Below are 25082 nucleotides of genomic sequence, written 5' to 3'. Positions count from 1 at the left end.
TGATTAGCTACATACTCACCCACGCCAAAATCAAACCATCTGTCTTGATCCTCAACACTAATTAACATCTTTTTTTTACTGAAACCACTATCAACTCTCAAACTTTCCAGACTAGAATCTCTTTCCTCTGCTAGAGAAGGAAACTTTAAAACACTGTCCATACCATTACAAATTAACTTTACTGTGTCATAGCCTAAATCCAACCCTACAGAATCAAATTTGTGACAAAGCATATTATTACCCTCCTTTTATTTTTAACCTACCTTGTAATAATTACATATTATAACAAGTCCATTTGTGGCAATTACTCGTTATAACAAGAAATAGGTTAAAATTAAGGGGCTAACCTAGCTAACACCTAGATCTAACCCTTCAAAAAGTTTATTTCTTTGTAACTATCACAAGTTATAACAATTATACTATATAACCCTGCTTTTATGCAAGGATTATTTTACCAATCGAATTAACAACTGACCTCTATAACTGGCCAACTTTATTAGCCACTTGTTATTCTCAACTCTGGTATTTATCCCATCGCTGGGAGGGCCAACTTCTAACATTCTTTTAGATTATCATTTAACAACTTCATTAACTCTTTCTTTATTTCTTCGCTCCAGTCTTTAGTCTCAAGTTTACTTTTAGCTTTACTTAAAAACCTCTCGTCTAACTCATTCCTGATTGCTTTCATTTCATTTAAAGCTAAAGGCTCTCCAACAGTCTTTTTAGTCTGCAAACCTGTTATTTTTTCGTTTTCCTGTCTAATCTCTTTAAATACTTCCCTTATTAGCTCTTTATATGCCTTAATTACTGGCTGACTTTTTTCTATTTCCTCTTTTCTATCCTCAATTGTGCAATGTAAAAACTCATTTAATACTTCGAATAAATATCCTTTAATATGCTCTTTTACTTCCTTGCTGCTGTTATCTTTGCCACTATAATAACTAATATCAAATAAGAATTTCAGTGTGTCATTAATCACTTCCCTAATATCATCTTCAAGACAATAAAATTCATCTTTAGTCATTTCAATCTTTTCATACCCTAAAGCATGAATGATCTTGTTAAGACCCTCGTTAAACTCCTCTCTCTGTTGCTCCCCACTTATAAACTCATAACCTTCTCTTTTAACTAACTTCATCAAATCCCTCCTTCATTCATTACTGGTCAAACTTATCATCAATTACCTCTAATCCTTTTAGAGTTTTTAATTTAGTCCTGATCCACTTCATTCTAGTTTCAATTCCTTCTGTCATTAGTCCTCTGGCTGCCTTATTCTCTGTATCAACTAAATCATCTACAATTCTTTCAATCCCCTTTAAATACTGCTCTATTTGCTCAACACTAGCTTCCTTAACTTTATCACTCACTCTACTCACCCCTTTCTAATTCTCTAGACCTCTTTATCATATCTAACCATTGGACTGCTTTTTCATCGTCTATTCCATTATATAAGACCTGATCCTGTTGCTTACCATCAACCATCTTAGATAATGTAATTTTTTGCTCTGGGTATGCAATAGCTTCCTCAACTATCTCTTTTGCCTGTTCAATGCTCTCAACTTCTTCTTCCCAGCCTAAACTGCTCCAAAGGATCATCTGATCAACTCCTATTGACTAACCCTTTATTTTTTATTACTTTCAATAAATTCTTTCAAGTCCTTCTGTTCAACTCTCCACATTTTACCCATTTTGACCCCTTTTAATTTTCCATCCCTCAACCATCTTTTTATAGTCTTTGTGTGTACTTGTAATATCTCACTTACTTCTTTTACTGTCAGTAACTTATCCACTACCTAAACACCTGCTTCCATTATTTTTTAAGATATAATTAACAGTTCCAGCATACCACTTTTTACCCTGACGCCTAGTATTAATTCCTAGATCATTTAATTTATTGGCTATCTTGCGTAAGCTCAACCCTCTTTCTCTTAACTGAAAGATTATTTCTTTAGCCTTAGCCATTAAACCATTTCCTGTATCTTCTGTATTCTCAAATTCTTTTTTATAACCAGCATAAGAAGGCTTAACGTCTTTATATAAATCATTCTTGAAAATATAGCTCACTGTTGCAGCATACCACTTTTTACCCTTTCTTTTAGTTGGTACACCTAGATCATTTAATTTATTAGCTATTTTTCTATAACTCAAACCTTCTTTTCTTAACTGCTTAATTAACTTAACTGCCTTTAATTCTTCTTTATTCTCTTGCAGCTGGTTACCTTTTCTTTTGTATCCTGTTGGAGTTGGGGAATAAACTTCTCTTTTCTTCTTCTTATATTGTAAGGCGTTAGAAGTTCTTTCTTTTATTAGGTTACGTTCCATTTCAGCAAACCCAGCTGACATAGTTAAAAACATTCTGCCCATAGCTGTACTAGTATCTAAAGTTGATCCTCCTAAGTCTAGCAAATGTAATGCTATACCTTTCTCATCCCATTTCTTAGTAGTACATAAACAATCTACTGCATCTCTAAACAATCTGTCTAACTTAACAGCAACCACAGTATTAATATTATCCTCTTTAACCCTCTTGACTAACTCTTGGCCACCTTCTCTTTCATCTAATGGGATTCCAGCACTTACACCCTCATCTGCTATAATGTCAACTAACTCTATATTCTTAAAACTACAATATTGAGTTATCTTATCTTTTTGATCCTTAAGAGAAACCCCCTCTTTACTTTGCTGTGATGTTGAAACTCTTATATAACCTATTGCCTTTTCCATTATTGCCCCTCCTCTCAATATATTAATATTATACTATAATTATATGTAACTTTCAAGGGTATAACGCAATTTATCGCAATTTTAAGGAGTAATATATAAAAGCTATATAAAGTTTTTGTATAAAAGCGACCATTTTTATATATAAACTATACAGTAATTAGCAACTAATGTCAGTTATGATTGTCATTAAATATATTTATTTCTTATTTCTTACAACTAACAAATGATAACTAAGTTATAATTAATAAAATCGCATTGTAAATAAAGCTGCTAATATCCAAAAAGCAATTATAGCTTTTTGCTTGAATCCAAAATCAATCTGTTCTTCTTTCTTGGCCCTGTATTGTTTATCACTAAACTCTTGGGCCAACTTCTCACTATCCCAAACTTCAATTCCTAAATTTCTTGCTAAAACTCTAGCATTGTTAGTCAGTGATGTAGCTGTCGTTATTATCATAGCTCTGTCGCACTCATAAAAGTTTATAGCTGAATGTACAGGATAGATATCTTCAACGCCTACACTGTTATTCTTTGCATACCTTTTGACCTGTACTGCTATTTTTTCTTTATCATCTTCTGCTATAATGTCAGCCCCATAGTCAGCAGTCCCTGACGTTACATAGCAATCATAACCTTTTTGCTCTAACATATCAGCGACATAGTGTTCAAATTCAATTGGATTCATTTTTCTCATTTCAGCTACTTTCAATTTAATTCACCTCCTGCTCCAGTTCTCTTTTTTTCATATCATCTCCTATTCTCTAAACTGATATACATTTGTTCATCTGTGGCTAACTGACGTTTGTTGCTCCTGCTACCTGTCTAATTCTCTCCAACTGACTAACTCATATCAGCTAGGTAACTAACGTTAGTTAGTTTTTTGGCTTATTCTCTCCCTCTCACCCCACTCTCACCCTCATTTTTAACAACGCTATTATTTCTTTAAAGAAGGGGTAAATTTAATAGGGTGTTAAATTGCTTATATATCAACTTTTTAGCTTGTAAGGTGTATGAAACTTCTTTAACCCATCCTGTTAAATTAATTTTATATCCCTAAAATAAAAAAGACCTGCTAAAATAGCAGGCTTAAATCTGTTATTCTTCAATACTTGGGACAGCTTCCTCATATTTGTTATCAATTCTCTTAATCCAGAAATAAAGTGATAATATAACAAAAAAGACTGTGATTACTTCATCAAGTGTCCTTCTAAATCTTAAAATTAATACAATACTTAATCCAAAGGCAAATATAAGGAAAGATAAACTAAACGTTCTTTCCATTAGCATATTAAGGTTAGTGGTTTTTTGTATCAACTTAACAAAATCTTGTGCCATTGCAGATATTTTTTTCTTTCCCATTTTATTCTCAAGCATAAAATAACAAAGTAAATTAAATGAAACAAAAAATAATAAAATTAAACCCATTTGATTTAAAAATGCTTGACTTAACATATCTTATCCCTCCTAAAGATTTATTAGTATAAGCTCATACCATATATATTACTTGATACAAGCCTTTACCATTAATATTTAAAACTTACTCATATCTACACCAGTTTCATAGTGGTTACTATAATAATTCAGCTCTAGAATTGGCTGAAATCTGTCTTGATATAGCTTTAATTCGATTGTAGTATCATCAGTTACCCAAACAGTTTGATAGTTAAGAAACCCCCATTTAACTGCTGTTCCTCGACCTCTATCGTTTAATGTATTCCTGTAATATTTCCTAGTCCAGTTAACATCATTCGTCTTGGGCTGGCTGTACTTATCACCTAGCAACTTCTGCAGCTGATAATAATGTTTTATATAGTTGTTGAGTTGGTCAGGATCATTAAGGTTATAGTCAGGCTCAAAGGAGTAAGTAGCTTGATTAACTTTATCATTCTGAAAGTTGTAATTAAGATAAGTTGGGTAGATACCCATCACTTCAAGTTTATAAACTAGCTCATTAGGTCTATCTCTTACTAGCAAGTTACTATCACTATTATTCGCTTTAGCTAAATCACTAACACTAGTTCCAACGACACTAAAAGCTAAATCTATTACACCACTGAAAATACGATAAAAAGGATTCTGTTCTGATATTTCATTAGCAGAATATAGCTTGATTGCTTGTGTATAGTGTCTTTCTGCTGCCTTAACTTCTGCCCTGTTCATACCCCATTTAGTGGCTCTAAGATTAGGGTTATAGGCTCTACTTCTATTCGCTTGGGCCAACCCTGTAGTAAGAGTAGTAAGTACAATTAAGGATAATAACATGACTGCAATAGACTTCTTCATATCTTACCCCTCCTAAGCTGTTCTTTTAGCTGCTTAACTTTATTCAGGCCAACAAAAACAGGGTTAACATCTAAACTCTTATCAGCTACCTCTAAGCACCAATTATATAACTTATTAGATCTACCACTAAAGAAAACAATATTAGCAGGTAAGTTGTAGTTCTCAAGCTCATTTTGATAATTTCTGAACTGGTTTTGTAACTGTCTCTTAGTCTCACTAGCTAGATCCACCTCTAAAATCAGCTTGTTTCCATTTGTTAACTGTAGTAAAGCATCAAGCTGGGTCTTAGCTTCCCTAGCAGGTCTGTATTCAAGCCACAAATCATCAACTAAGCTATATAACTCTAGTATGATTCTGTTAGTCTCCAATAAATGAGGAATGTAATTTTCAGACCAGGCAGGTTGTCGATAGTCTCGACCTGTGATCTCTTTATATATCTTCTTTCCTTCACTCTCAAGCCTATATAAAGCTAACCTATTCCATTTGCCATAGGGCCAATAAAAGGGCTGACTTAGATAGTCATTCTTGACTAATTCACGCCTAAATCTTCTTTGACAAGTAGCATAAGACTTAAAATGTAACCTTTCTATCTGTGGTTGACTTAACGCCTTATGCTTTCCAACACTAACAATAACCTGCTTATCTCTATCAGTAAGCACTAGATCACAACCCCCCAGTCATCTTTATTATTAGCTGGCTCAATCTTCTTCTTAGCTACCTTACTGCTGTTACTGGAGGAACTGGTTTTAGCTTCTGTTCGATTAACAGTAGAACTATACCCTAATTCCTTGTTTCTTTCGTTAATCAGTTTTTTAGTAGTTTCAACATTAACATAAGGAACTTGTATCTTAACATTCTGATTCAGCTGATAGATCCCACGACCTGCAACTGGTTCAATGTAAGCTGCTTCTGTATCATCCAACAATATAGAGCTATTAACTTCATTCTTACATTTCATAGCAACACTAACAGGTAAATTAGCTTTTAACTGCCCAGGCAGTACCTTTCGATCTGGTCGCTGTGTAGCTGCTACTATGTGGATTCCTGTAGCCCTTGCCAACCTCAACAATCTCTCCAACAACTCTAAACAATCGTCATTATTCTGCAACTCTGCTAGTTCATCAACTACTAAAACTACTTTAGCTTCTGTATTGTTCTTTAGCTGATAAAGTGATGTAGCACCCTTGTTTTTCAACTTCTTCAATCTCTGATCTACCATGTTATTTAACTCTACAAGCATATTAAATGCGTCTTGTTCATTCTCTGCTATAGCTTGAGTATGTGCAGCTTCTTTAAAGTGAATCATCTCAATTCCACCTTTTAAGTCCACAAAATAATAATGTAACTGGTGGTGAGTATAAGCCAACATTCCACTAAGTATCAACTGGCGTAATAAAACTGACTTTCCTGATCCTGTTTCTCCCCCCAGGAGGACATGACAGGTCGCACTACTAAAGTCGTTAACTATATAACCTTTTCTGCTGAAACCTATTGATAAACCTAGTTTAATTTCTCTTATCTTCTCTAATATTAAATCTAGATTCTTAGTGAAAATTGCTTTTTCTGGAAGGTGTGAAGAATATAATCTAATGTGAAGTCTATTACCTTTGGCCCAGATCTCCAGTTCCCCATTTAACTGGTGTTCTAGGGCTTTTTTCTTTTGCTGAAAGTTTTCTAGTCCTAAACCATTAGGTATTTTGTAAGTCAGCAACTCCTGATCCTCCCCTTCCTCCTCATAAGCCAACAACTTAGGAACTATCTTCTTATCCTTGGGCGTCTTAATATATAACCCTGAATTAACAAAGAAATCTCTAACTATTCTTTCAGTCAATGAAGCTGTATCCTCTAAATAATAAGTCAATCCTAGTCCAGCAATACAAGACCATCCTAACATTTCAATTAATACCTTAGATGAAGGTAACAACATTTCTAACACTCTAACCCCTCCTTAGAATCTGCTAAAGGTTTCAACTGCACTAATCAACTCTCTAAGCATTGGATAAACTCTTGATAAAACAATTACCAACGCCACAAGATCAATAACATTACTTAGATTGTCATTCCCTGTACTCCCCAGTACCATCTTTAGTAAGCTGACTATCAAACCTAACCAAAATATAAAGTAAATCTCATCCATTACCTTTACCCTCCTTAGCATTGTTTTAATTAACTCCAGCTACACGAAGATTTAGCTTACAATACTAAGACTATTAAACTACTTTTACAGTTATTACTGTTATTTAATGGTAAAAACTAAGAAAACTTAATATAATTAAAGTTAAAGGAGTGGTGATGATGATAAGTTATAAACCTCTATTAAAACTTATGATTGATAAAGGTTTGAGGAAAAAGTATCTAGTAGAAGAAGTTGGCTTAAGCTGGACTACTGTAGCCAAGTTGAGTAAGGAAGGTGAATATGTGGATTTAAGAGTGATTGAGAAGTTATGCAAGGAGTTAAATTGTACTCCCAACGACATAATCGAGATCCAGTAGATTCTGATCCATCAGCTGCAATAGTAGGGTCAACGATTCCAGGTCTTAAGGCATCCCTTCGATTCGAGGAAAGTGGCTAGGCATAGTTACCCCCTTGCATTATCAAAAGATAAAAAAACAAAGAGGAATCTATAAAAAAATATCCCAACGAACTGAGGTATTCGTTTAGTGTATAGGTCAAGGTGTTATCTTCCTCGACAAGTCTTGTCTGCTTGTGCAGAATGTGCTTAGGTGTAGTTTTATCACACTCGATATGTAATATATCAACTCGACTTATTCCCCCTCTACTAGCCTATTGGCGTTCGACTACGACAGGGCGACAGTTAGTCTGTTCTAAAGCTCACCACTAGCATTATTACACTTCTACGAGTGCAACCACTAGCAGGTGGCGACTGTTCTCTGGTTACATATCACTATATAACCTGTGGCTAGTTATTACCTCTAGCAAGGCGAAGGTATTGCCCTCTTTATGTATTATCTCTTTTGCACTGTGGCAGGTGCTAGAGCCTTCTTGAGTGCCTACTTTTTTCCCTGTCTAGTTCAAACGTGGGGGCTACCACGACAGTTTTTTTATTATTTAATCTCATGGTTATTCCTCTAACCCACGAGCCTGTCCTATATTATCTTTTTTGTTATTTAAACCTACCAACTAAACCTTTAATTGCTGTTCTAACTATGCCTTTAACCTCTTTTGGCATTTTGTTAGATTGTACCAAGAAATCTTTTTTCTTTTTGCTGTAAGTTATATCAATGTAACCACAATCATCTAACTTATAGTAACAGGTCAACCTTACTAAAAATTGATTCTGCTTGGACACTACACAAGCGACCTTTTCTTTTTTTAATCTATTGCTGATCTCCTCTGCTTTGTGGAGTAGATTAGCATTGTGTTTTTTGTCTTGCTTAAACTTTTTACAGTTACCTCTGCTCATGTTTTTTATTTCAGTATTGTAACTGGTACAAAAGTTATCACCTTTTAAATATTTACATCTGTAACAATTCTTTTTACTCCTTCTCGTTTTATCTAATTGCATTGAGTGACCACCCCAACGCTTACCCATAATATCACCCCTTTCTTTTTGGTAAGCAACCTCTTAGCTTACAACTAAATTAAATTGTCCTGTAAATACAAAAAAGCTCTAGACAAAACAAGGATTACCTCCTTATCTTATCTAGAGCTTTCTAGATTACCAACAGTTTCTATTGCTTTAAATTATCATTTTTGGTATAATAACTTAAAGTAAATAAAATACTGCTGCAAGATAGACAAGGGGGATTCTTGTCTGTCGAATTGTTAGAGCTGTTGGTTGCAACTCTGACAATGTATGTAGTATTCAAAGCTATTCGTTTGAGGTGCGACTAACACCTTTAAGCGAATAGCTTTTATTTTATTGTAATTTAAATATCATCTTTCTATTTCTTCCTGCCCCACCACTGGGCAACAAATTTAATCTTTCTCTTTCTAATACTAATTATTCTTCTATTTCTTCCTAATCCCTTTTTTAAATTTAAAATAAATCAAATAAACTAACTGACATCATCCACTAAACAGTTTAAATCAGAACCTAATACTTTTCTTGTAAATTGTTTGCTTGGTCTCCAGCCACTTTCAAGCATATATTCTAACAACTTAAAGCAAAACTCTCTTTCTTTTTGGCCCATTCTAAAATAAACCTTGATAATTTTAACGCTGCTCTCTAGCCTATCCCCAGTAACCCCTTTTTCCTGCAAGTCCTCTTTAATATTAAAACCCTCTACTAATTCATTAGATCCAGATCCTCTACTCATTATTTAATTTCCTCCTTAGTCTTAATTTAGTGTTCAAACCTAATATTGTTCTTATGTACATATGTTACCATATTAAGAGTTAATTTGTCAATAGAAGTCATAAAATACATATTAGCATTAAAAAAACTATAGTGTTATAATGTACATATAAGCTAAAAAACATATGTACAAACTTAGGAGGTGTTAAGGTGAGTAAAAAAGATATTCATACTACTGTTAATAAGAAAATCGTACAGGAAGCTAAGATTTTGGCTATTAAGCTGGAGGTGAATCTTAACCAGTTAATAGAGGAAGGCCTAGAAATGGTTATAGATAAGTATGAAAAAGAATTAGCTGAAAAAGAGCAAGAGTAAATCCAAGAGATTGCAGGTCTCCCTTGCCTGCACGTTCTCCCTCCTTTATCCTCAATAAGTTACATTTACACTTAAAATAAAAATATAACCCTCCTGGGCCAACTTTAATTAATCATTCAGGCAAAAATAAAAGAGCAGCTATTTAAGCTCCTCTAATCATTAAGTATATTTTTCTTTTTAAATTCATTCATTGCTGAACTACCCAGCTCCAGCCACTCTTTAACATTATCTTGTTTTAATATCTGATTATTCTCATTAACCTTTAATGCTATCGTTTCAGTTTCGCCCTTCAACTGGTCTAATTCTTTATCTAACTTATTAAACCTGTTATTCATATCTTTTTCTAAATTATCGATCTTGTTCTCCAAGTTATTAAATTTATCTAATAATAACTCAAGCATTTTTTCGTTATCCATTTAAAATTATCCCCCTCTTCTTATAGTTCATAAGGTTGTACTATTATTATAACATTAAATTGATTTAATTAAAATACCAGTAGCTTTTAATGGACTAGGTAACCCTCTTTAGCTTTAATTCTCTAACTGTTAATATATGCTGTAATAACAGTAAATCAAGGTTTAATTCAACTTGAAAATAAAGTGAAAAAATTTTCATCTTATTTTCATCATACTTTCATCTAATTTTCAAGGTTGGCCCATATCGACACCCCTTCGCTTTTGGCTAATTCAACAATTTTACTTAACCCTAAACCCTCAACTTGTCCCAACGTTGGGACACTATAATTATCTACTATTTTAATAAAACGATAGGCTTGGCTTTTTGTATAATCTGATTCTTTCTTAACTATTTAATCAATGTTGTTATTGGTAGGTAACATAAATTAGTTAACTGATCCCTCTTGACCTTTTATGCTGCAATGTCAATCAATTAATTTTAATATTAACTTTCAAGATAGAATCAAAGACTTGAAACTGTTTTGAAACTATTTTGAAACTGAATATATTACAATTACCCTATTAAATCTTCTGCCTTCATGCAAAACAATCCATCTAACAATCTTTCCTGCTTAATAATATCTTTTCTAATCCCTAAGTAAGTCCTTTGGTGCATATTCTTAGGCTTATCTGGTATTATGCTATACACACCACGCCACTTTCCATTTAGCTTACTATATAGCTTATCTAACTTTCTTCTAACCTTTGCTAATTCATCTCCACTTTCTTTACTACTCCTATAAACTAGATCTAAACAATCACGACAAAGAAAATAATCACTAGCACTACTTTTATATATCTTCTCTACCCTGCTATTACACTTAGGACACCTTAAATAATTCTTGTAACCTCCTAAATTCATTGGCACTTTATCAAGCTGGATACTATAATTTAATTCTCTTTCTTTCTCTACAATGTAATCCAAAACTATATAATCTTTATATGCTTTAGCTGATATGCTAGCACTCCAATTACTCCTAGAGATAGACCATCTTAAAGTAAACTGACAACCTTCTTCTAAGAACCCTTTTCTATTTAAATAATTAACATCTATACCTAAGCAATCCTCTACTGCTGTTTTTCTGCTATATCTACCACTGCCTAAACCTCCCATATTAACCCTCCTTTTTTTCATAAATCCCCTTATAAATTGGATTAAGGTTAAAACTGCTTTAATCTATCTAAAATACTGTAAATAATTATTTATCTTCCTTTCTCTCACTTAATGTTGCTATCCTTTTCTAAACCCCTACTTTATTTCCACTACACCCCTCCTAGACACCTGCTGTACATCATTATAACATTCTGCACTGGTATTTAAGGGCCAACATTTAAGCCTACGACTAAGGGGGGGTTACTTTACTGCTTCCTCTGCTGAATTAATTAAACAAAACCCTTCTTTTGCTCAATTTTTTTAAACTAAATTAATTAGACAAAACCTAACTTTTGCTTAATTTTTTAAGATTGAGTTAAAACGATCATTTTTTAAGGAAAAGCTGACTTTTGCTGAATTTTTTTAGTAAAATTTATCTTACAAAAGATACCTTTTGTGCTGTTTTTTAAATTATTTTTATTTTCGATGTATAAACTACCCTGGTATTGGGAAAGATAAGAATAAGTGATACTATGTCCAGTGATAAATTGCTACCCTAGGCAAAATTTTGCAGAAGGTTTTTAGAATAGGTGATACTATGTTCAACAATAAGAATTTTATTAAAGATGATAAGAGTTATATTAAGGTTGAATTACTTCCTGTGGTCGTTGTGTTGTTCATACTGGATTTTCATCTGATAACTAAGGTCATATGATACCCAACAACTAACATTCATTACCTAGCTAATATAAAGCTGTCTGATTGTTGAATAGATCACTGTTGAAGGTACAATTTAGTATAATTTAGTAGTGTTGATAATGTGGTAATATGTTGTGTTAAATGTTAGGTTTTGTAAGGTTGGAGTTCGACAATAATTTTTACTTAACTACTCCCCTCTTTTTTAGGGCCTCGTAAAACTCGTGTTATTCAGCTTTAAGGCTTGTCCAGGTGCAAAATAGAGTAGGCTGGGTAAGGGGAAAATAGAGGTGATAGATCGAATAATTGCTTTTTTTGTCCTCGACATTTTACTAATTTTCTACCTCTCTTTAGCTCTCTTTTGGCTAATAACTGACATTATTCACTTACCTTATAATCTAGCTATGTAATTTTCATAAAGTGATCTAGTCCTCTTTAGAATCATGTTAGCAAGCTCTTTCTTCCTCTGCTTAACCTTGTAAGTAGTTAACCCAGTTAAGTTTGATAACTGTTCAAGGTTCTTATTACTACAATTAAATTTAGTTTTTAGAAGTTCTATGTCCTGATCTGATAGTTGTAAGCTCTCCAATACCTCTTTAAGCTGTTGCAGGAAGTCAAGAGTGTATCTTAGCTGATAATAGTAATGGGCCAACTTTATAGCTCTAACAGCAGTTGGATCTGAATAACCAAGTGATTTAACTTTAACCCCTGATAATTTACTAGCTCTACTTGTATCATAGTAACGACTATGCAGCTGCTTATTAATTCTAGCTGAATAATTACTAATCTTATTTTCTAACTGTCCTGATAAGTATAGTTCTATATATTGGCTTAAATCCCTATCTGCTTGACGTTGCCTGGATTTATCTAAACTATTCATATATAAGCCCACCCTTCTTCTATGGGTATCGTTTTTTATATCTAATAATCTCTCTTTTTTTGTTCTCATTAATTCTCGATACTCAATCAAATGTTAACATTTGTTAGGATTCTATCTCTTTTTTAGGGTGTTGAATATGTCTGATTACCACTAATCTATGAGGGGAGTTTGTTTTAAGTTTCAATCATCTATGAGATTCGTTTTAAAAAATTGCATAAAACGCATATTTTATGAGCTTTTTTCTTAATAAAGAAGACCCAGTTTCTATACTGGGCCAACTATAAATTAATCTAAGTTATTCTGTTCAATCATTATTAAATAAAATGTCTCTATGATATATTTAATAATTATCTAATTGCTGGATGTACCCAGTAACTGTCCACTATGTTAGGTATATTGTCTGTAATTACATTACCCCAGTTTATAGTTTGATTGTTTTCTCTTGTATTGCTGATTAATAAAACTCTGCTCAAACTTTCATTACCTCTTTGATCTACTAATTTCATCTTCCAACTTAAAACTAGATCATCAACCTCACTAAACTCTGTAAAGAATTCACTAAAAACATCTTTGGTATCTAGCTTTATACCACCTCTAGTCATGTTAGACGTCAAGTTTTCACTAGCTCTTAGTTTAATTTCTAAAACTCCATCAGAATCAGAAAAACTATGACCTAAGTATCTTGCGTTACCTGTGTTTGTGGTTCTACCTAATTTTCTTTCAACAAATACTTGTACGTATTCATCAAAGGTATATTCTTTTGGCTCTTCTTCTTCAACCTCTTGCTCTACCTCTTCTTGTTCTTGGGCCAACTGATTGCTATCAGTACTTACATCTTCTTCTGTAAAGCTCCCTATAACCCCCATTGAAAATATAAGAAGAGTTATTCCAATCCTAGCCTTTTTACTAAACTTCTGTCCTTTCCACATCAAGAATAAACCTACTGGAAAAAATAAAAATAACATCAAAACAACAAACCAATTCTTATAATAAAACTTATCTGACATAATTCCCCTCCTTTTCTGTATTGTACCACGAAAGGAAGGGATATGTCATTATATCATTTAATTTAAGTGGTTAAAGAAGCTAATTCTTGTTTTAATATTTTCTTAAACTCTTTATTAGCAACCCTTCTAAGATCCTCTGGTTTTTGAATATCCCCAGCATTTATAGTAACACCACCAACATCTACATCATTAACAGTTGTACTTTCTGACCTAGATATACTCTGGCTAGTCTCTCTGACCTGTCTCATATTATACTCATTAACTGCTTCAACCTCTGCCATATCAAAATTACCAGTATCGAAGCTAGGAGTATCAACAGGTTGGGGGCTTACAGGTTCAGTCGCTTCATCATCTCCACCCATCCAGTCTAACACTCGATTAGCTGCTCCTCGAATTGGCCCGGGTAAAGTGTCTAAACCAGATTGAATAGCAACTCCTAAAGATTGCATTGGGCTTAAATTGCCTAAGAAACTCTGAAACTCGATAAACCTATCAGCAACGAAATTCATAGGGGCTGTAAATATATCAGTAAAACCACTTAATGAAGTTTCAAGGCCTCCTAACCAGTTGTCAACTCCTGTTCTAAACAAATCAAAATCACCAGTTAACAAACCTTGTAAAAGTCCTGCAACAGTCTGAACCATTGCAAACTTACGCTGCACAAAACCCTTGAATATGCCTGTGATTCCATCTGTAAAGTAACCAGCAAATGAAATCATTTGGTTTCCTGTTTTTTCAAAGGGGGTCAATACCCAGCCAAAGAAACTAACTGCTCCTGATCCAAAACTCCTTAAGCTGTTGCCTAACATGCCTAAGTAATCAACAGTACCTTGAACTATATCCTGCATATCATAGTTGATTCCTACAAAGTCTAAGAACCTATCTCCTAAGTCAAATAAGGCTGATTCTCCACCTCTGAAACCAATTATCAAATCCTCAACTACTAAATACAAGCCTGCTAAAACACCTGCAACACCAATAGCTATTCCTCCAAACTTAAGGAAAACTGGACTGGCTAATAAAAATGCTTTCCTAGCTCCTGTTATGGTAAGTGCAGTCAAACTTGTTGCAGCTGTCAGACCTACAAATAGTCCTGTAATATTGGCTAGTGGCTCATTGTTACTAAGTGTGGAAAATAGATTATTGAACTGGTAGAGTACTCTACCCATAGTAGGTAAGAAGAAATTACCTATCCTGATCCTTAAGTCTCTAAAAATACCTCCTGTCCTTTGTGTTTGATTATTAAAATCACCTGCTGTCCTTGTCGCATCACCTAGTGCATCTGCTGATCTATCATAGAATATACTCATAGTTGCTAATGCTCGCTGTTGATTACTCAACTCTTCTCCAGTGCTTACTATACCTTCCTTGTATGCTCTTTGCTCAACATCTGCTGCACTAAACTGTATTCCTAAACTCCTGACTGCGTCTGTATTACCTACAAGTGCTGACTGTAGTCTAGACGCTGCCTGCTCTGTTTCAATGTTGTTAAATGAGCCTAAGTCTGCTGCTAACTGTACCATATCTTGCGACAGGTTGGATGCCTCATCTCTTGCGAATCCCATAGGCACGATTACATCTTGGAAACTGTTCAACCAATCTACAGTATCAGCAGTTGATCTGCCTATTGCATCTGAATAATCGTTGGCCCAGTCTAGAGTAGTATCTGCAAATTCACCAAAGACTGATTCAAATTTGTTTATAGCATCTTCATTTTTGGCTGCTTCTCTAGTTGTATTCCAGATCACTCCTGTTGCTGCAGCAAAGACGCCTGTTATATGATATTTGTATTGGCTAAGCAAACTTACTCCTTCACTTATCCTGCTGTTAACACTAGAAAAGGCACTAGTCATTCTATTTCCTGTTGTATCAGTTACAGCACCCATATTAGCTATACTATGGTCTGTATCAACTACACCAACTTTCATATCATCTAAAGCACTATTAGTATTTACTAAACTTTGATCATTAACATTAAATCCAATGTCAAAAGCTAAACTTCTTGCTGCTGTTGTCATTAATCTCACCTCTTTTCTTTAATATTTCTATATATCTATCAATGAATTTTTTAGCTAATACTTCTTTATGTCTATCTTTTAAATCAGTCCTCTTAACCTTTGACCCATGTAGTTGTTGGCTAACATAATAAGTAAATTGGTAGTCCATTCCAAAGCCAAGCCTAATTATCATCTCATCATCCTCTTTATACTTGGTTTCTACCAAACTATTAGGAATTAATGATTTATTATAGGCCAAACCTCCAACCACATAAATATACTTTTCATAACCATCAATTAAATATTTTTCTTTAAGCAAGTCATAGTTTTGATATATATCATCCCATTCTGATAAAGTACAAAACACCTGAACGCTTTGACGTTTAACTTTCTCCTTTCTCCTGAAATCAGGAACTAAAACATCTTCTCTCCTTGTTGTAGCTATAACACCCCCTTTAAAATTATCAATTTTATAATCTTTGGTTTTGTTTTCAATTGAAATTTGTTTGAATAAAGTTTCTTTCATCTTTTTATTGATTGCTTTCATTGTGATTAGGACTTGTTCATCATCTTCTAAATCTAAATCTTCTAAATCTAAATTCTTACAGATCTTAAACAACTGAATAAAATTAATATCAAAAATATCTTTTACTGTTATTGATAGTTTGTTCTGCAGTTTAATCACCTCCTTTTAATACTGCTGAATCTATTACACTGGGCCAACTAATGGGAAATCTAATTTTAGCTTAATTTCTTGCTTTGAAACTACAAACCCTATTCTGCTCTGCCTTCATCAACTAGCAAGAAGGAAATCAATAATTAATTGCTCACGCCTAGATCTAAAGCGTGCTGAATCTGACCCCTGAATCGATAATGTTCTTAAAGTACCTTAAATTTATTTTAAATACTCACGCAAGTAATAATAAAACTCGTATCTAATAAAGTTTCCTGTCGTTGCAGGATCTAAGAATTGAATTGTGATGTTGTATCTATGCTGAAATGTCATTAATCCAGCTAAATAAGCCTTGGGATTGTATTTAGTGTTATAGTTGTGATTCAATATATTTTTATAGCCTTCTTCATCTTCAATTAATAGAATAAACTTGGCTTGGTTGGCCCTTAACAATTCATTCTCAAACCTTGCTCTGTCTTGGGTCATGTTGCCACTTAGCTCCTCAAGACTTGCCTTTCTTTCAATTACAATCTGATCATTAAAATAAATATCTCGTGCTATCCCTAGTTCTTCATTTGAAGGTAACATAAATGAGTAATCCCCATAATCTAACTTTTTGGATTTATATTTAATCTCGTGCTGATCAAAGTAATTTATGATGTGATTATTCTTCTTCTCCCTAGTATCTATTAAGATGACAATACTATCTAGTAGCTGATCCAGTTCTGTTTTAGTGTATCTATAAGCAATTTTATTAGTTATCATGCTAGTTCCTCCTTTCTAGCTGTTCTATTTGTTCTTGCATATCTTTATTAGCTAAATCTATTAATTTTCCAATCTGTTTTCTATTAGGAATTAAATAGTTTTCTCTAAACTCTGGGTAATCTTTAAAATCTGGTTTAGGCTTGATCCTCCAACCTTCCCCACGCTTCCAGGATAATTTGACTGGCCAACACTGCAACACGCCAACCAAGTCGCTACAAGAATAATTTTTACCCTCTAGCTGTACATCATCTACCTGCTGGGCCAATCTTTCAAACATTTGATATACGCCTCCAACTTCTATTTTTTCAACTACTTCAAGTTGTGGTTTCTCTTGTTTCTGTTTATTGTTAAAAGCTAACTCAATCTTTTCTTTTAAAGATAACATTCTTACACCTCCACGATTAAGGAAAGATAAATTGATTATTAATTCATGTTACACTTGTTACGCTTTAACTCATTTTTTTATGTTGTTTTGGTATATAAGGGTTTTAGTGCTTTAACTTAATAAAATCTTCATATTTCTAACCTGCGTAAAAAAACCTATAGAAGCGTAACAAGTGTAACACAGAACATAAATATTACCAATTAAATCTATTTTTTAGAAATTAACTATATCTCTAACCCTTTAAATCCTCTTCTTCTTTTTTTAGTTGTAGTTGGGTTGTAACATTCATTACAGTTATATCTTCCATGTTCAATACAGACTTCAAAAGTTGTATTTGTCTGAGGTAAACCTAATTTCTTTAAAGTCCTAACAAAAGCATTTCTATTAACTGGCTTGTAGTTGCATTCTTTGCAATATTCGTTATACTTCCTAAATAAATATTCTGTAGTAACTTTAGCTGCAGGATCTAACTCACAAATTTCCTCAACAAAACTCTGGACTGTATCATTTTCTTTTCTATATTTGTTTTTAGCCTTTTTGATTCCATCAGATATTGTAAAGTGTTTTTGTTCTTTTAACCTTCTTAACCCCTCAAGTGCCCAGTTAAATATCCCATCTAATTCATTAATCAATTTTTCCTTTAAATCAGGGTCATAATTTTCACTAGTTGGTTTAAATTTGTTTGGGAATTTAACTATTTCAAAACTTCTTAACCAACCTTCGCTCTTATCACGTGATCTAGGAAGTTCATTACAAGAAAACAACAATCTTGCAACTGGTCTAAAGTCTATTGCGTCTTTCCTTTTCCATTCTCCTGATATCCCTTCACCTCTGATTATATTTTTAATAGTTCCTGAATTTTCTAGATAAGTAGGGTCTATATCAGGTGCTATATTAACTAAATTATCTTTAATTGTTATTTTCCCAAAACGAGAATTAATTTGAGATAAAGTCTTAGAACCACAATTCTCTTTACCATACATCGCTTCTAACACTTCTAAAAATACACTTTTGCCATTACGACCATCACCATATAGTATTAAAGCTTTTTGGTGGCTTGTATCTGCAATTAAGCAATAACCTGCGAACTCTTGTAAAAACTTAATAGTGTCTGGGTCTGGTATCCAATCATTTAAAGCCTTCTTCCAATTGGGACAACTTGCTTTAGGATCATAAGTTACATTCATCTGAAATAGTGAGTAATAACTAGGATCATGTTCTTTTAATTGACCTGTTTTCCATTCCAACATACCATTTTTACAGTTTATATGCTCTAAATCTGGGTTAGTCCCAGCATCAAATCTTTCTAAATTTCTACGATCTGCTAATGCACCTTGCTTTAAAGCTTCTAAAACTTCTCTTACTTTGTAATTTCTTTCCCAGTCTTCATTTTGTTCTTTTAACACTTCTCTAATTTCATTTTTAAAATAAGTCGCACTCTCTTGTTTCCAGTACCCCTTATCATCATAGAAGTAAAATATCCCTTGATCTCTAATCAATAAATAACCCCATTTATTGCCCTTTTCCTCAATTCTTTCAATTACCTTTTGTCCTAAATTAGTAGGATTAAACTTGTTCCCATCTTTCCCTTTTCTTTTCTCCTCGTTGATCATAGCTAAAAAATCCTGCTTAGTTCCTAAAGTGTTTTTGCTTCCAGTCTTCTTTTTAACTATACCTCTTATATTTTCAATAAACATATTGCTATCAATTCTATTCAAATCAGCCATTAGAGGAATTGCACTTTTAACTTTATTAGATAATTGTCTAATATCTTTAAATTTCCATAATGCTGATATAAGTAATTCCATAATTTCAATAAATTCATCCCCTTGCAAAAGGTCAGTGAATTTTTGTGCTTCATCAACTATTGGCTCTAATTCCTTTCCCTCTCTGTTATAATCAGCTATATCTGTCCCATCTTGCCCTTCTAGCTGTTCAAGTTGACCCACTTTACATATAAAACCTGTAGCTCCTAAAACAGCCTTAGCTGTCTGAATACTACCTTTCATTCCTGCTTCGTTCTCATCTGTATCATTAATAATTACTATATCCTCATATCTTTTCGCTAACTTAAACAATTCTTTCTTTTTAGTATTGCTAAGTCCAGCTTTACCCAGTGCTACTACATCATGATCGACCAGTTCTGTAGCTGCTATAGCATCAATTTCTCCTTCTGTTAAAATCAAAGTGTTATTACCTTCTACTCTAGCTAAATATAAAGAATTAGTTACGTGTTCGCTTGTATGCTTTAAATTCATGTACTTATCATATTTCTCAATTGCTTTTTCATCTGTTAATCTAGCCTTGAAATATACAACTTGTCCATTATCCAGATAAGGTATCATGATACTATTAAAGATCCTGTCTGCAAGATTACCATTCTTTTTAGTTACTAATCCAGTTTGGTATATTTCTTCATCTGCAAAACCTTTATTTCTTAAATATCCTAATAATCCATTCTTACAGTAACCTATTTTAGCTTGTTCAATAGTTTCACGTGCTAGACCATAGCTTTCAGTTAAAAATTCTATATGCTCTTGTTTCAGCTGTTTTTGAAAGTGATTTAAAGCCTCTTTATATATATCCTTGATTAACTGTTTTGCTTCCCTGCTTTTCTTAACTCTCTTAAGCTCCTCATCTGAATAACTTGGTAAATCTAAATTAAAATCACCTGCTAAAATTTCAATCGCTTCTATAAAATCAACTCGTCTGTGTAACTCAACAAATCTGATCACATCACCACCAGCACCACAACCAAAGCAATAAAAACTGCTAGTATCTGGGTAAATAACAAAACTTGGTGTCTTCTCACTGTGAAAAGGACACAACGCCTTTTTATTTTTGAAGTGTGGATCTGCGTAAAGCTCTACTACTTCTCTTATATCAAGCTGTTGTTTTAATTCTTCTACAACTTCATCATTTATTTTTAAGCTATTTTGTGATATACTATTGTTAGAAGTCATTATTAAAAATCAGCTCCTTTGCTGTTGATATCGTTATTTTCTCTGTGCTTATTCTCTGGATACCTGCTGTTGCTGTCAGCAGGATTTTTCTTTTTCACTATCAACGAACCACCTTCTCCAACTTCTAGCCCAACCTGGGCCAACTCTGAAATATCCACTTTAACCATTCCTTTCTTTGCCATCGATGGCAAACTTATTTTAGTGTGTTCTCTAATTCGTTCCATCGAAGGCACGTTTATTTTAAATTAAAAATCAGATACTTAATTATCTTCATCTGCTCCTGCTGCAACAGGGGCTTGTTCTACTTTAATAATCAATCTAAAATCTGCTTGATCTTCCTCTATAACCTTAAGACCAACCCTCTCTAGCTTCTCCTTAAACTCCTGTGCCAACTTAGTTTCCTGGGCCAATTCCATTAACTATCACCCCCTTCTTTGATCTTGATTAATATTGCTCGTTGATCCTTATCAGCTAACACTTCGATCTTATCTCCTGCCTTAGCTCTTACTGCTTCTCTAACTGATACAGGAATATAAGCCTTTCCAACACAATCAATCACACTTTCATTTGTCACTGCTTTAAAATTCATTTTCCAACCTCCTTTTACTAATTTTGAAATAAATAATGCTAAGACTTAGTCAAAAAACATCTATATAAAAAGCCTCTGGAAGCATACCACTTCTAAAAGAAGCAATACATCCTCCAAAGGCTTTAACTATCTAATATTGATTGTCATGACATCATGTCAGTATTAATAATTATCTCTGCTTTAAAAAAGCAACAATAAATTAGATAAATAGCAATTAGCTCGTTTTTTCTCAGTGATTTATCTATTGACATGTCAGACATTAAAAGTTATAATCTAATTAAATTAACCATTAAAAAGTTGATCGATTTAGGTAAAGATTAATCTAATTAAAGAAAACTCAAAACATGATGTCTTCTCAAAAGGGTTATAATAGTTGGTGCTATTATTACCTTTAGAAGAATGTCCCATATACAAGTTGGTGCTTGTATGGGATAATTATTTAGTTTTGGGTCTTTCTACTTCGATCCTATATAAGTTGGTGCTTATATAGGTGTTTAGTTTCAATCTTTTAACTAACTTTTAACTAAGGACTGTTGGTGCAGTCCTTTTTTTATTTGTAATACTCTCGAAGACTGTTGGTGCAGTCCTTTTTTATCTCAAAATATAAACAAAAGCCTGTTAATTGCTCTCATTCTGTTATTCACTCTTTTTATTTAAAGTCCTTTAATTTAATTCTAACTTTTTTTATCATAAAACATTTTTTTAAAAATAGCAACAATTTCAGAAATTTAATAATTATTCCTTGGTTTGAATTATATCAACCCTAATATATTAAAATCAAGTCTAAAAAAGTCGATTTTCTGCATATTTATTTATTCCTATGTTTAATTATAAAAGATAAACTTTCATATTTTAATGTTATCTTGAATTTTATGCAATTAATTATACAAAAAAGTCAAAATGCTGTACTGTTTTTTTAATATTTATCCAATTCTAAAAAAAATCAAAAAACTTAACAAAGTAAATCTCAAAACTATTACCCTAGTTATTAGTTAAATCTTTGTTTTAAATCTCCTTTATATATTTATAACGCTTTTTCGAATAAATGTAAAATTGGTCGCACTTATCCCAAGGACAACACCACTTCCCCTTTAAGATAGCACGACCAATTCCTTAACCTCTTATTTTCTATTATCTCTGTCAGACTAATTTATTTTATCAGGCCATTTTTTTGTATGTTTGACCTTTATTAATTTTACTGGCTTATATTAATAATATCAATTTACCCTTAAATTGTCAACTTTAAAACCAGATATAAAGCCTATCACTTCAAGGGGATAATCTACTAGAATAACCCTAATTCTAAACCTAACATTTCACTTAATCCATTAACTTTAAATCTGGATAATGTTCTTCTAACTGTCCATCTTCTTTTTTTCGATAAGTCTTTAATCCTTCTTCATATACCAGCTTATCAATTATTTTCTTGCCTGCTTTCTTCCCTTCGTTAGTTGTAGTTAAAAGGAATGTAGTATATTCAAGTAGTAACTCAAACAATAGTCCTTCTTTCCAATCTAAATCGTTACTTCCTTCTACATTTTCAACATCTAAAGCGAAGTGTAAAAAACTCATTTTATCAGGCCAACTCCAGTTTTTATCGTGATATGACTTTCTAGCTTCCTCGATCCTCCTGATATTACAACCTATGATCTGGGCCAACTCATGATCAGTTGCTAGACCTTTTAATTTATCACCAATACCAACAAGTATCAAACCTATATATACTCTGAATCTATCGTTCTCTTCTCTAAGTGTCTGTAATTGCTCTATATAGCTTTCAGTCTGCTTTATATATCTTTTGTACCCTAGATTCATAACGTCAGCTTCTTGCATAGTTTCCTTAACTGTCTGCAAGTTTTCTTTTTGAATTTTTATCTCTTTATATACTTGTTGATCTTCATATCCTGTTAGTTGGGCCAACTTTTTAATAACTACCACCTGGTTAAAGTATCCTTGCTTAGTGTCAGTCTGTCTTTCCATTATGTCAGTTAATTTTCTCAACTCTTTATACTGATCTGATTCGTTGGTCATCTTCTCACCTTCCTAATATCACTGATAATAATTTATTGAATTAGGTTTTTTATAGTGCCAAAATCACCTTTTCCAGCTACGTCTAAAACACTAACAGATTCTAAATCTGATTCTGTTAATTCAAACCATTCACCATTCAGTCTTTTTTCTTTGAACATCGTGTGAAAGAAGTTCTCTAATTTATAATTACAATTTGTTTTTATTGAATGAAATAACTCTACTTGAAATGGTAACTTGGGGCTGATTTGTCCTATTCTTCTATCTAAATCGTTAGTCAAACCTATTTTGCACTTATTACCTCCAACCTCTTTCAAGAAATATACATACCCAACACTATCATCTTTTTTGATATCATCTTTTTTCTTTTCAAAATAACCAGCATTGGTTAATTCTCTTTCTAACTTTTTATAAAGTGCTATAACTTCTTCTAACTCAAGACAAAAACTATGTAACTGTAGTTGTTTATACTTATCTTCTTCTCTTAATAACAAACTGAATAAAGGTTGATCTTCTTCTAACCATTCTAGCCAATCAACTAATTTAAAATCGATTTCCATTCCAAAACCTCCTTTAATTCAAATCCATAAAATGTGATAAAAGAATAATTAACTAATCAACCTTTATTCTATCACTACCATAGGAAAATAACTCTTTTTAAAACATCAATTTTTAAACTTCTAAATAAAAACTACCCCAAAAAAGGGGGCAGTCATTAACTAAATTGATCTAATATTGATTCTTGAGCTGAAACTTGATTATCATCTAATTCCTTTAATCCTTCCTCAACCTTCTCTCTCTCTTGAATATCAAGGCTTCCTATCTTCTCCAATAGTTCATCTATAATCTCACGTTTTAACTTCTCTTTTTTAGTCTGTTCTTCCTCGTAAAGCCCAACAACTAAACTTCTAACAAAAGCCCTGTTACTCCCTGTGTGGTTTCTATACTTCTTTTCTAACCATTCAAGAATATGTTTAGGCATTGTCTCTTTATTAGCTACTAAATCAGCTCTTAGATTGAAATTATCATCATTACTCATTCTTATCGCTTCTCTTTCTATTGATTGCTTCTGCTCTCAATCTATAGCCAAAAGCGTTCGCTTCCTGGGCATTGGAGATCAAATTTACCTTTATTTTTTCAAAGCTATTCCTTAAAAAATCACCATGATCTAAAATTTTAGCACCACCACCCACAATAAACACTGAATTAATATTTCCTATGAAATCTCGCCACTCATTATATACACCCTCGACAATCTTATCAGCTAGCTTTTGACACTCTCTATTAACTGGTTCACTAACATTAATCGTTTCTTGGTTGTATGTGACTGTATCTTTTCCATTAATGACTGCTTCTCTAATTACTTTTTCATTGATTACTAGTTCCTTACCAACACGCTTGAAAACATCACTCATACCTCTTTCTAGACTGAATGTGCTATTCTCAATAAGATCTCCATAATTATAAGCAACCCCATCAGTTGTACGCCCTCCAATGTCGATTATAGGACACATACTGGAACTAAAATCAAAGCTGCTATTTTGATTCATATGATAGAAAATACTTGCTACTGCTTGAGGTATTACTGCTACATTTTTAAATAGGTAATTTACTTCTTTACCATCAATCTTAGCCTTAAATTCACCTTGGAATCTATCTTTAATAGCATCTTTATATTTATTAAAATATTTTATTGGTAATCCAGTTACTAAATCTTGAACTATGATCTTATCTGCCTTTGGTTTCAAAACAGAAAATCCAGCCAATAACTTTGCTAGTTCCTCAGGTGTCTTAAACTTATCTGGATTATAATTCTCTCCAGCTGAACTAAGCTGATTAGCTACATACTCACCCACGCCAAAATCAAACCATCTGTCTTGATCCTCAACACTAATTAACATCTTTTTTTT

At 32.9% G+C, this 25082-nt stretch carries 31 protein-coding genes and 1 pseudogene; 2 read left to right on the top strand and 30 right to left on the bottom strand.

What is annotated here, in order from left to right; genetic code table 11:
- The 12 genes and pseudogenes from MWH28_RS12300 to MWH28_RS12245 all read right to left on the bottom strand — a co-directional run.
- Nucleotides 1-233 (bottom strand): annotated as a pseudogene (locus tag MWH28_RS12300) (hypothetical protein); the annotation flags it as partial.
- Nucleotides 234-553: 320 nt separating this feature from the next.
- On the bottom strand, nt 554-1138 hold the full coding sequence (locus MWH28_RS12295) for a hypothetical protein (protein ID WP_248619685.1): 585 nt from the start codon (nt 1136-1138) through the stop codon (nt 554-556).
- Nucleotides 1139-1157: 19 nt separating this feature from the next.
- Entirely contained in the window at nt 1158-1367 is a 210-nt protein-coding gene (locus tag MWH28_RS12290; RefSeq protein ID WP_248619684.1) for a hypothetical protein, read from the bottom strand.
- Nucleotide 1368: 1 nt separating this feature from the next.
- A complete protein-coding gene (locus MWH28_RS12285) occupies nt 1369-1596 on the bottom strand; it encodes a hypothetical protein (protein WP_248619683.1) in 228 nt (75 codons plus the stop codon).
- 26 nt (nt 1597-1622) lie between these two features.
- Nucleotides 1623-1790, bottom strand: coding sequence for a helix-turn-helix domain-containing protein (locus MWH28_RS12280; RefSeq protein ID WP_248619682.1), 168 nt, complete (start codon nt 1788-1790; stop codon nt 1623-1625).
- Nucleotides 1783-2724, bottom strand: a complete 942-nt coding sequence (locus MWH28_RS12275) for a recombinase family protein (RefSeq protein ID WP_248619681.1) — start codon at nt 2722-2724, stop codon at nt 1783-1785. Before MWH28_RS12275 ends, MWH28_RS12280 begins: the two co-directional genes overlap by 8 nt.
- Before the next feature lie 241 nt (nt 2725-2965).
- The gene (locus MWH28_RS12270; protein ID WP_248619680.1) at nt 2966-3433 is read right to left on the bottom strand and encodes a restriction endonuclease; all 468 of its coding nucleotides are present in this window, start codon (nt 3431-3433) and stop codon (nt 2966-2968) included.
- A 386-nt stretch (nt 3434-3819) separates the two neighbouring features.
- A complete protein-coding gene (locus tag MWH28_RS12265) occupies nt 3820-4176 on the bottom strand; it encodes a hypothetical protein (protein WP_248619679.1) in 357 nt (118 codons plus the stop codon).
- A gap of 78 nt (nt 4177-4254) precedes the next feature.
- Nucleotides 4255-5007: a hypothetical protein gene (locus MWH28_RS12260; RefSeq protein ID WP_248619678.1), complete on the bottom strand. Its 753-nt coding sequence runs from the start codon at nt 5005-5007 to the stop codon at nt 4255-4257.
- A complete protein-coding gene (locus tag MWH28_RS12255) occupies nt 5004-5666 on the bottom strand; it encodes a replication-relaxation family protein (protein ID WP_248619677.1) in 663 nt (220 codons plus the stop codon). Before MWH28_RS12255 ends, MWH28_RS12260 begins: the two co-directional genes overlap by 4 nt.
- Nucleotides 5666-6934 (bottom strand): FtsK/SpoIIIE domain-containing protein, encoded by a 1269-nt coding sequence (locus tag MWH28_RS12250; RefSeq protein WP_248619686.1) that lies wholly within the window; start codon nt 6932-6934, stop codon nt 5666-5668. Before MWH28_RS12250 ends, MWH28_RS12255 begins: the two co-directional genes overlap by 1 nt.
- A 21-nt stretch (nt 6935-6955) precedes the next feature.
- Nucleotides 6956-7144, bottom strand: a complete 189-nt coding sequence (locus MWH28_RS12245; protein ID WP_248619676.1) for a SpoIIIAC/SpoIIIAD family protein — start codon at nt 7142-7144, stop codon at nt 6956-6958.
- Nucleotides 7145-7302: 158 nt separating this feature from the next.
- Between MWH28_RS12245 and MWH28_RS12240 the strand changes: the two genes are divergently transcribed.
- A complete protein-coding gene (locus MWH28_RS12240) occupies nt 7303-7500 on the top strand; it encodes a helix-turn-helix domain-containing protein (protein ID WP_248619675.1) in 198 nt (65 codons plus the stop codon).
- A 632-nt stretch (nt 7501-8132) separates the two neighbouring features.
- Here the strand turns inward: MWH28_RS12240 and MWH28_RS12235 are convergent.
- Nucleotides 8133-8561: a hypothetical protein gene (locus tag MWH28_RS12235; protein ID WP_248619674.1), complete on the bottom strand. Its 429-nt coding sequence runs from the start codon at nt 8559-8561 to the stop codon at nt 8133-8135.
- A gap of 466 nt (nt 8562-9027) precedes the next feature.
- Entirely contained in the window at nt 9028-9288 is a 261-nt protein-coding gene (locus tag MWH28_RS12230) for a hypothetical protein (protein ID WP_248619673.1), read from the bottom strand.
- Nucleotides 9289-9476: 188 nt separating this feature from the next.
- On the opposite strand from MWH28_RS12230, the gene MWH28_RS12225 reads away from it, so the two are divergent.
- Entirely contained in the window at nt 9477-9641 is a 165-nt protein-coding gene (locus MWH28_RS12225) for a ribbon-helix-helix domain-containing protein (RefSeq protein ID WP_248619672.1), read from the top strand.
- Nucleotides 9642-9793: 152 nt separating this feature from the next.
- Here the strand turns inward: MWH28_RS12225 and MWH28_RS12220 are convergent, their stop codons facing one another.
- The 16 genes from MWH28_RS12220 to MWH28_RS12145 form a co-directional block, all read right to left on the bottom strand.
- On the bottom strand, nt 9794-10057 hold the full coding sequence (locus MWH28_RS12220) for a hypothetical protein (RefSeq protein WP_248619671.1): 264 nt from the start codon (nt 10055-10057) through the stop codon (nt 9794-9796).
- Nucleotides 10058-10610: 553 nt separating this feature from the next.
- The gene (locus tag MWH28_RS12215; protein ID WP_248619670.1) at nt 10611-11210 is read right to left on the bottom strand and encodes a hypothetical protein; all 600 of its coding nucleotides are present in this window, start codon (nt 11208-11210) and stop codon (nt 10611-10613) included.
- A 1066-nt stretch (nt 11211-12276) separates the two neighbouring features.
- Nucleotides 12277-12765 (bottom strand): hypothetical protein, encoded by a 489-nt coding sequence (locus tag MWH28_RS12210; protein ID WP_248619669.1) that lies wholly within the window; start codon nt 12763-12765, stop codon nt 12277-12279.
- 347 nt (nt 12766-13112) lie between these two features.
- Nucleotides 13113-13772, bottom strand: coding sequence for a hypothetical protein (locus MWH28_RS12205; protein ID WP_248619668.1), 660 nt, complete (start codon nt 13770-13772; stop codon nt 13113-13115).
- A 62-nt stretch (nt 13773-13834) separates the two neighbouring features.
- Nucleotides 13835-15790, bottom strand: a complete 1956-nt coding sequence (locus tag MWH28_RS12200) for a hypothetical protein (RefSeq protein WP_248619667.1) — start codon at nt 15788-15790, stop codon at nt 13835-13837.
- Nucleotides 15759-16454 carry a hypothetical protein gene (locus tag MWH28_RS12195; protein WP_248619666.1) on the bottom strand — a complete coding sequence of 232 codons (696 nt, stop codon included), beginning with the start codon at nt 16452-16454 and terminating at the stop codon, nt 15759-15761. The genes MWH28_RS12200 and MWH28_RS12195 overlap by 32 nt, the downstream gene beginning before the upstream one ends.
- A 210-nt stretch (nt 16455-16664) precedes the next feature.
- Nucleotides 16665-17207, bottom strand: coding sequence for an ERCC4 domain-containing protein (locus MWH28_RS12190; protein ID WP_248619665.1), 543 nt, complete (start codon nt 17205-17207; stop codon nt 16665-16667).
- A gap of 1 nt (nt 17208) precedes the next feature.
- On the bottom strand, nt 17209-17592 hold the full coding sequence (locus MWH28_RS12185; RefSeq protein ID WP_248619664.1) for a hypothetical protein: 384 nt from the start codon (nt 17590-17592) through the stop codon (nt 17209-17211).
- Between the two features lie 224 nt (nt 17593-17816).
- Nucleotides 17817-20555 (bottom strand): phage/plasmid primase, P4 family, encoded by a 2739-nt coding sequence (locus tag MWH28_RS12180; RefSeq protein ID WP_248619663.1) that lies wholly within the window; start codon nt 20553-20555, stop codon nt 17817-17819.
- A gap of 2 nt (nt 20556-20557) precedes the next feature.
- Nucleotides 20558-20737, bottom strand: coding sequence for a hypothetical protein (locus MWH28_RS12175; RefSeq protein ID WP_248619662.1), 180 nt, complete (start codon nt 20735-20737; stop codon nt 20558-20560).
- Nucleotides 20738-20815: 78 nt separating this feature from the next.
- On the bottom strand, nt 20816-20971 hold the full coding sequence (locus MWH28_RS12170; RefSeq protein ID WP_248619661.1) for a hypothetical protein: 156 nt from the start codon (nt 20969-20971) through the stop codon (nt 20816-20818).
- Nucleotides 20971-21144: an AbrB/MazE/SpoVT family DNA-binding domain-containing protein gene (locus MWH28_RS12165; RefSeq protein WP_248619660.1), complete on the bottom strand. Its 174-nt coding sequence runs from the start codon at nt 21142-21144 to the stop codon at nt 20971-20973. Before MWH28_RS12165 ends, MWH28_RS12170 begins: the two co-directional genes overlap by 1 nt.
- A 1320-nt stretch (nt 21145-22464) precedes the next feature.
- Nucleotides 22465-23175 (bottom strand): hypothetical protein, encoded by a 711-nt coding sequence (locus tag MWH28_RS12160; protein ID WP_248619659.1) that lies wholly within the window; start codon nt 23173-23175, stop codon nt 22465-22467.
- 32 nt (nt 23176-23207) lie between these two features.
- Complete coding sequence (locus MWH28_RS12155) at nt 23208-23732, bottom strand: GIY-YIG nuclease family protein (RefSeq protein WP_248619658.1); 525 nt, start codon at nt 23730-23732, stop codon at nt 23208-23210.
- A 155-nt stretch (nt 23733-23887) separates the two neighbouring features.
- Entirely contained in the window at nt 23888-24211 is a 324-nt protein-coding gene (locus MWH28_RS12150; RefSeq protein ID WP_248619657.1) for a hypothetical protein, read from the bottom strand.
- Nucleotides 24204-25082, bottom strand: an 879-nt coding sequence (locus tag MWH28_RS12145) for a ParM/StbA family protein (RefSeq protein ID WP_248619656.1), incomplete at its 5' end; no start/stop codon positions are given. The genes MWH28_RS12145 and MWH28_RS12150, both read right to left, overlap by 8 nt.

It is taken from the genome of Natroniella sulfidigena (genome assembly GCF_023223645.1).
GTDB classification, from domain to species: Bacteria; Bacillota; Halanaerobiia; order Halobacteroidales; family Halobacteroidaceae; genus Natroniella; species Natroniella sulfidigena.
This window is presented reverse-complemented; position numbering and strand designations above follow the sequence as displayed.